A 6,888-nucleotide genomic window follows, 5' to 3' on the forward strand; every position below is an offset into this window, starting at 1 on the left:
CGCGCCTCGTGGCCTTGGTCAAGGGAAGGGTGCAAGGGGTAGGGTACCGGGCCTTCACCCAGAAGAAGGCCCTGGAGCTCGGCCTTTCGGGCTACGCCGAAAACCTCCCCGACGGCCGGGTGGAGGTGGTGGCCGAGGGGCCTAAGGAGGCCCTCGAGGCCTTCCTCCACCACCTCAAGCAAGGCCCCCGCCTCGCCCGGGTGGAGGCGGTGGAGGTCCAGTGGGGGGAGGAGGCGGGGCTAAAGGGCTTTCACGTGTACTGAGCCCAGGCCTGGGGCCTCACCCCCGAGGCCAGGAGGGCCCCAGCCAAGGCTTCCTTGAGTTCCCTTAGGCCCGTCCCCTTGAGGGCGGAGACCGGCACCCCTCCCAGGCGCTCCCCCAGGAAGTAGAGGTCGTAGGGCGCCGCCCGGTCGGCCTTGGAGAGGGCGAGGACCACGGGAGCCTCCACCCCGAGGTCCAAAAGCAGGTCCCGCACCACCCGGTGCCGCTCCAGCGCCCCCTCTTCCGAGGCGTCCAGGACGTGAATCAGGACGTCCGCCTCCCGCACCTCCTCGAGGGTCGCCCGGAAGGCGGTGAGGAGCTCCTCGGGCATCTTGCGGATGAAGCCCACGGTGTCGGTGAAGAGCACCTCCCCCACCCCCGGCAGGAACCCCCTCCGGGTGAGGGGGCGCAAGGTGGCGAAGAGCTTGTTCTCCCCCGCCTCCCCGCCCCGGGCCAGGGCCTGGAGGAGGGTGGTCTTCCCGGCGTTGGTGTAGCCCACCACCGCCACGAGGGGCACCCCCTGGCGCCGCCTCTGCCGCCTGGCCTCCTCCCGCCTTTTGGCGTACTCCTCGAGCTTCCGGGAAAGGTGGGCGATGCGCTCCTGAAGGCGCCTCCGGTCCACCTCCAGCTTGGTCTCCCCTGGGCCCCGGGTGCCGATGCCGCCCCCCAAGCGGCTCATCTCCTTTCCTTTCCCCACCAGGCGGGGGAGGAGGTAGCGGAGCTGGGCCAGCTCCACCTGGGCTTGGGCCTCGGGGGTCTTGGCGTGGAGGGCGAAGATGTCCAGGATGAGCTGGGTCCGGTCCAAGACCTTGAGGCCCGTGACCCGCTCAATCTCCCGGGCCTGGGCCGGGGAGAGCTCCAGGCCGAAGATGAGGGTGGAGGCGTTCTCGTGGTAGGCGAGGCTTTTGAGCTCCTCCAGCTTGCCGAGGCCCACCAGGTAGCGGGGGTCCAGGCCTGGCCGGAAGACCAGGACCCGCTTCACCGGCACCCCCCCGGCGGTGCGGGTGAGCTCGGCGAGCTCCTTGAGGCCGGCCTCCGCCTCGGGGCCCTCCCCCGTGTCCACCCCTACCAGGATGGCCCTTTCGCCGCTCCCGTCCAGAAGCTCCCTCACCCGGGCCTGGCGGGAAAGCTCCTCCTCCAGGGCCTCCACCTCGGCCCTCAGGTCCAGGTCCAGGTACTGGAAGTAGGGCCTGGGGGGAAGGAGGCGCCAGTCCTCCCCGGTCTTCGGGGGCGCGAGGAAGGCGAGGTGGAGGGTGGCGGGCCTTCCCCCCTCCACCTCCAGGGCGGCCAGGCTGTCCAGGCGGTGGAGGAAGAGAACAGAAAGGTCGGGCCGGGAAAGCCCCCCTGGGGAGAGGTGGGTGTGGAGGAGGCGGAAGCCGGAAAGCCGCCGCTCCGCCCTCGCCCCTTCCGGGATGGGGAGGTCCTTAGCGTCCCCCACGCCCACGCGCACCACCCGCCCGCCCCGGTCCAGGAGGAGGGCGACGGGCCGGTGGATCTCCTGGGACAGCCCCGCCAGGGTCTGGGCGAGCTCCGGGGTCAGAACCCGCTCGGGCGGAAGCCGCCTGCGGTAAAGGTTGGAAAGCCTCTTGAGGTCGCTTTTCCTGAGCCCCTCCGTCTTCCCGTAGATCTTCTCCAATGCCCTCCCAGTATACCAAAAGGCCCGGTTGCCCTAGAGTGGGGGGCGTGCGGGGCCTCGCTCTCCTCGCCCTTTTCGCCCTGGCCTGGCCCCAGGAACCCTACGCCTGGATCGTGGTCCTGGGGGCGGCCCAGTACGGGGGCAAGCCCTCCCCGGCCCTGGAGCGCCGCCTCGAGGCCGCCCTCGCCCTCTACCAAAGGGGCCTCGCCCCGAGGATCGCCGTGGCCGGAGGGAAGGCCCTGGGGGACCGGGAGAGCGAGGGGGAGGTGGGGTGCCGCTACCTGAGGGCGCGGGGGGTGCCGCGGGAGGCCCTCCTCTGCGAGACCCAAAGCCAGTCCACCTACGAGAACCTCCTCTTCCTCAAGCCCTCCCTCCGGGGGCGGGTCCTCTTGGTCACCGACGCCCCCCACCTCCCCCGGGCCCTCTTCCTGGCCCGGCTTCTGGGGCTCCGGGCCGAGGGGTGCCCGGTCCCCGGGGAGTACGCCCCGGCCTACTGGCTCCGGGAGGCCCTCTACCGCCTCTGGCTCTACCTGGGGCTCAGGCCCCTTCCCCGCCTGGGCGCTCCGCCTCAAGCCGCGCTACGGCCTCCAGGTAGCCCTGGAGGAGGGCCTTAAGCTGGCCGAGGACGAGGGCCTTCTCCTGGCGGGCCTGCTCAATCTCCCCCCGGAGGCGCCGGAGCTCCTCCGCGGCTTCCCGAAGCACCTGCTCCTTGGCCGCGAGGGCCTCCTTGCGGATGAGCTCCGCCTCCTTTTCCGCCTGGGCCTTGAGCTCCCGGGCGATCCTCTCCGCGGCCACCACCGCCCGCTTGAGCTCCCCTTCCGTCTCCTTCAGGCGGGCCACCTCCTCCTCCAAGGCCTTTAGGCGCTCCTTCAGGGCCTCGTTCTCCCCGATGAGGCCCTCCATCACCTCCGCCACCCGGGCGAGGTAGGCCCGCACCGCCTCCTTCCGGTAGCCGCGAAGCCCGGTGGGGAACTCCTGGTAGCGAACGTCCAAGGGGGTCAGGTCCATGTGCCCCTCAGTCTACAAAGAGGGCCCGGCCCACCCGCACGAAGGTGGCCCCCTCCTCCACCGCCCACTCGTAATCGTCAGACATGCCCATGGAGCGTTCGGGAAGGCCGTAGCGGTCGGCGAGCTCCGAAAGCCTCCGGAAGATGGGGCGCACCACCCCTTCCGGGCCCAAAGGGGGCACGGTCATGAGGCCCAGGACCTCGAGGTGGGGCATCTCCCGCACCCGGGCCACGGCCTCGGGGAGCTCCTCCTCCAGGAAGCCGTGCTTCTGGGGCTCCCGGCCAAGGTTCACCTCCAGGAGGACCCGAAGCCGCACCCCCTCCCTCTCCCCCACCCGCTCCAGGGCCTCCGCCAGGCGCAGGGAGTCCAGGGAGTGGACGAGGGCGAAGCGGGGGGCGAACTTGGCCTTGTTGCGCTGGAGGGGGCCCACCAGGTGCCATTCCGCCTGGAGGTTCTCCATCTTCTTCAGGGCTTCCTGGACCCGGCTCTCCCCCAAGGGAAAGGCGCCGTGGGCCAGGACCTTGGCCTGGATCTCCTCCACCGAGCGCCCCTTGGTCACCGCCACCAGGCGCACCTCCTTAGGGTCCCTCCCCGCGCGGCGGCAGGCCCTTTCTATGCGCTCTAGGACCTGGGGAAGCCCCATCAGAGCTCGGCGAGGATCCCCCGCACGAAGCGGCGGAAGACGGGGCCCGTTTCGGCCGCCACCCGGAGCACCTCCTCCTCGGTGGCGTGGTGCTCCCTTTCCGGCACCGCCATGTCGGTGATGGTGGAAAGCCCCAGGACCCGGGCCCCGAGGTGCCTTAAGGCGATGACCTCGGGCACGGTGGACATGCCGATGGCGTCGGCTCCGAGCTCCCGGAGCATCCTGAGCTCGGCCCGGCTGGCGAAGGAGGGCCCCATGAACCAGGCGTAGACCCCCTCAAAGAGGTGGAGGTCCTGCCTGCGGGCCACCTTCCGGGCAAGCTCTATGAGCCCCGGGTCGTAGGCCCCGAACATCACGGGGAAGCGGGGGCCTAAGCGCTCGTCGTTTGGGCCCCTTAGGGGGTTCGCCCCGGCGAAGTTGATGTAGTCCAGGTGGAGCATGATCCCGCCCGCGCGGAAGCGGGGGTTGAGGCCCCCCGCCGCCGAGGTGAGGAGGAAGGTCCTGGCCCCCAGGAAAAACCCCACCCGCACCGGGAAGACCACCTCCTCGGCGGAGTAGCCCTCGTAGTAGTGGACCCGGCCCTGGTAGACCAGGACCCGCTTGCCCTCGAGGTGCCCTAGGACGAGCCTCCCCGCGTGCCCCGGGGCGGTGGAAAGGGGGAAGTGGGGGATCTCCCCGTAGGGGATCTCCGCCACCCTCTCCACCTCCTCGGCCAAAGGCCCAAGGCCCGATCCCAGGACCACGGCCACCTCGGGAAGGAAGTCGGTCCTGGACCGGATGGCCGCCACGGCCTCCTGGATTTTCTCGTAGACCCCCATACCCAGAGCATTCTACTCTCACCGCCCTTTCACGCCCTTTGGGTAAGCTCTTGGCCATGAAACGCCTTTTGGCCTTTGCCCTCTTGGGCCTTCTGGCCCTGGCCGCCCCCATTAAAGAAGTGGTCGTAGAAGGAGGCGACCCCGTGCTCCAGGCCCTGGCCCGGGCCGCCCTGCCCTTCGGGGAAGGGGACGAGCCGGGCGACCTCGAGGCCGCCCGCCAGGCCCTCCTGGCCACGGGTTATTTCCGGGAGGTGGAGGTGCGCCTGGAAGGAGAGGTCCTTAGGGTGCGCCTCGTCCCCTACCCCCCCATCGCCGAGGTGCGGGTGGAGGCCAAGGCCTTCCCCGAGGCCACCCTCCTCCGCTTCCTGGAAGAGAACTTCGCCATCGGCAAGGAGGCCACCTACAACCCCCTAAGGGCCCAGGAGGCCGCCCAGGGCCTCTCCCGGGCCTACCGCCAAAACGGCTTCCCCTTCACCCCCAAGGTGGAGGTGGAGGCCAAGGAGGTGGGGGGAAAGATGGCCCTCACCTTCCGGGTGGCCGAGGCCCCCGAGGTGAAGGCGGTGCGCCTCGAGGGGGCCACCCTCCTCCCCGAGGGGGAGCTTTTCGGGCTCCTCGAGCCCCTGAAAGGCCCCTTTGACTTCGCCAAGTACCAGGAGGCCCTAAGGGGCATCGCCGGCCGCTACGAGGCGGCGGGCTACCGCTTTAGCGGCCCCGACCTCGAGGCCTCCGCCCTGGAGGAGGGCGTCCTCACCGTGCGGGTGCGGGAGCTCAAGGTGGCGAGGGTGGAGGGGGAGGGCCTGGACCTAGGGGACTTCCCCTTGAAGCCCGGGGACTACCTGAACTACTCAAAGCTCCTGGAGGGGGTTCAGGCCCTTTCCCGGAAGCTTTCCCGGGTGGCGGACTTCGCCCTCCTCCCCGAGGGGGACCAGGTGGTGGTGCGCCTCTCCCCGGGCCTCGAGGGGGGGAGGATCGCGCGGGTGGAGCTCACCGGGAACACGGCCTTCCCCACGGAAGAGCTCCTTGCCCTCCTCCGCCTCAAGCCCGGGGAGGTCTACACCCCTCTCCTGGCCCAGGAGGACGCCCGGCGCCTCGCGGGCTTCTACCAGGAGAAGGGCTACGAGGTGGCCGACGTGCGCTTTGGCTTCCAGGAGGGGGTCTACCGCCTCGAGGTGGTGGAGCTCAAGATCGGGGGCTACCGCCTGGAGTGGCAGGGGGGCCACCGCACCCAGGAGGAGGTGATCCTAAGGGAGCTTCCCAAGCCGGGAAGCCTCTTCAGCGTCCCCGAGCTCCGCAGGGCCATGGCCCGCCTCCTCGCCACGGGGCTCCTCGCCGAACCGCCCCGGGTCTCCCTGGCCCCCTCGGAAAAGCCGGGAGAGGTGGTGGTGGTCCTGGGGCTCAAGGAGGCGAGGACCGGCCTCTTCCAGCCGGCCCTCGGCTGGAGCTCCCTGGGGGGGTGGTCGGGGAGCGTCTCCTTCAAGGAGACCAACCTCTTCGGCCTCGCCCACCAGGTGAGCCTGGACCTGGCCTTCGTGCAGAACGAGGCCCGGGACAACCTCTCCCTCTCCGCCGCCTACACCATCCCCTGGCTCTACCTGGATTTCGCCGACCTCAAGGAGGTGCGCACGGGCCTCTCCGTAAGCCTCTTCTCCACCCCCATCAGCAACAACAAGCTCCTCCAGGGCACCACCGACACCGGCTGGGAGTACACGGAGCGCCGCACGGGCTTTGGCTTCAGCCTCTCCCGGCCCTTCTCCAAGGAGCTGGAAAACCTCCGCCTCTCCTTGGGGCTTTCCGCCCGGCGCTCCACCTTTCTCCTGGAGGTCTACGACCCCAACGCCCCTTGCGACCCCAGCGTGACCGACACCACGAGTCCCAAGTACTGCGACGGCACCGGCTACAAGAACCCCTCCCTGGCCCAAAGCCTCCTCCCCACCCCCGGCTGGACGGTGCGCCTGGACACCACCTTCGCCTACCTGGACGTGGACGACCCCCGCTTCCGCACCCAGGGCTACGAGGCGAGCCTCGCCACCGGCCTCGGCCTCTCCCTGCCCGACACGGGGGGCCGGAGCTTCTTCGTGCCCTTGGTGGCCACGGGCAAGACCTACCTGGCCCTGGACCCGGAGAGGCGCCAGGCCCTGGCCTTCCGGCTCTCCGCGGGCACCCTCCTGGGCTACCCGCCGGAAAGCGAGCGCTTCTACCTCTCCGGGGGCGGCGCGGAGGCCTTCCTCCTCCGGGGCTACGAGGACCGGAAGTACGGGGGCCTCTCCTTCGCCACGGGGAGCCTGGAGTACCGCTACGACTTCCGCCTCTCCCCCCAGGGGGGAACCAACCTCTACGGCATCGTCTTCACCGACCTCGGCCTCGCCGACAACACCGGGGGGGTGAAGTGGGGGGCGGGCATCGGCTTCCAGCTGGACCTGGACGTCTTCGGGGCCCTCCTCCCTTCCTTGAGGCTGGACTACGCCTTCAGCCCCGAAAGCCCCACGGGAAGGCTTCACTTCCGCATCGGGCCCATGTTCTAA

7 protein-coding genes are annotated in these 6,888 nt (G+C 70.2%); 3 read left to right on the plus strand and 4 right to left on the minus strand.

Annotated elements, in window-relative coordinates:
• Positions 1-263: acylphosphatase (locus tag ABJK26_RS02670; RefSeq protein ID WP_347240680.1), on the plus strand; the 263-nt coding region annotated here is incomplete at its 5' end.
• On the opposite strand, the gene hflX is transcribed toward ABJK26_RS02670, so the two are convergent.
• Entirely contained in the window at positions 251-1,897 is a 1,647-nt protein-coding gene (hflX, locus tag ABJK26_RS02675) for a GTPase HflX (RefSeq protein ID WP_347240681.1), read from the minus strand. The genes ABJK26_RS02670 and hflX overlap by 13 nt on opposite strands.
• Positions 1,898-1,935: 38 nt before the next feature.
• Here hflX and ABJK26_RS02680 point away from each other — a divergent pair, with 38 nt between their 5' ends.
• Positions 1,936-2,511, plus strand: coding sequence for a YdcF family protein (locus tag ABJK26_RS02680; protein ID WP_347240682.1), 576 nt, complete (start codon positions 1,936-1,938; stop codon positions 2,509-2,511).
• Here the strand turns inward: ABJK26_RS02680 and ABJK26_RS02685 are convergent.
• Genes ABJK26_RS02685 through ABJK26_RS02695 form a run of 3 tightly spaced genes read right to left on the minus strand, consistent with a single transcriptional unit; the run spans position 2,435 to position 4,366 of the window.
• Complete coding sequence (locus ABJK26_RS02685; RefSeq protein ID WP_347240684.1) at positions 2,435-2,905, minus strand: DivIVA domain-containing protein; 471 nt, start codon at positions 2,903-2,905, stop codon at positions 2,435-2,437. The two genes, ABJK26_RS02680 and ABJK26_RS02685, sit on opposite strands and share 77 nt — an antisense overlap.
• Before the next feature lie 7 nt (positions 2,906-2,912).
• On the minus strand, positions 2,913-3,548 hold the full coding sequence (locus ABJK26_RS02690; protein WP_347240685.1) for a YggS family pyridoxal phosphate-dependent enzyme: 636 nt from the start codon (positions 3,546-3,548) through the stop codon (positions 2,913-2,915).
• Positions 3,548-4,366: a purine-nucleoside phosphorylase gene (locus ABJK26_RS02695; RefSeq protein WP_347240686.1), complete on the minus strand. Its 819-nt coding sequence runs from the start codon at positions 4,364-4,366 to the stop codon at positions 3,548-3,550. The genes ABJK26_RS02690 and ABJK26_RS02695 overlap by 1 nt, the downstream gene beginning before the upstream one ends.
• 56 nt (positions 4,367-4,422) lie before the next feature.
• On the opposite strand from ABJK26_RS02695, the gene ABJK26_RS02700 reads away from it, so the two are divergent.
• A complete protein-coding gene (locus ABJK26_RS02700; protein ID WP_347240687.1) occupies positions 4,423-6,888 on the plus strand; it encodes a POTRA domain-containing protein in 2,466 nt (821 codons plus the stop codon).

This window comes from Thermus sp., assembly GCF_039793865.1.
Lineage (GTDB): Bacteria > Deinococcota > Deinococci > Deinococcales > Thermaceae > Thermus.

Coding starts and splice junctions, on each gene's coding strand:
- ABJK26_RS02685 (WP_347240684.1), bottom strand. CDS start 2,905: ATGGACCTGACCCCCTTGGACGTTCGCTACCAGGAGTTCCCCACCGGG.
- ABJK26_RS02690 (WP_347240685.1), bottom strand. CDS start 3,548: ATGGGGCTTCCCCAGGTCCTAGAGCGCATAGAAAGGGCCTGCCGCCGC.
- ABJK26_RS02695 (WP_347240686.1), bottom strand. CDS start 4,366: ATGGGGGTCTACGAGAAAATCCAGGAGGCCGTGGCGGCCATCCGGTCC.
- ABJK26_RS02700 (WP_347240687.1), top strand. CDS start 4,423: ATGAAACGCCTTTTGGCCTTTGCCCTCTTGGGCCTTCTGGCCCTGGCC.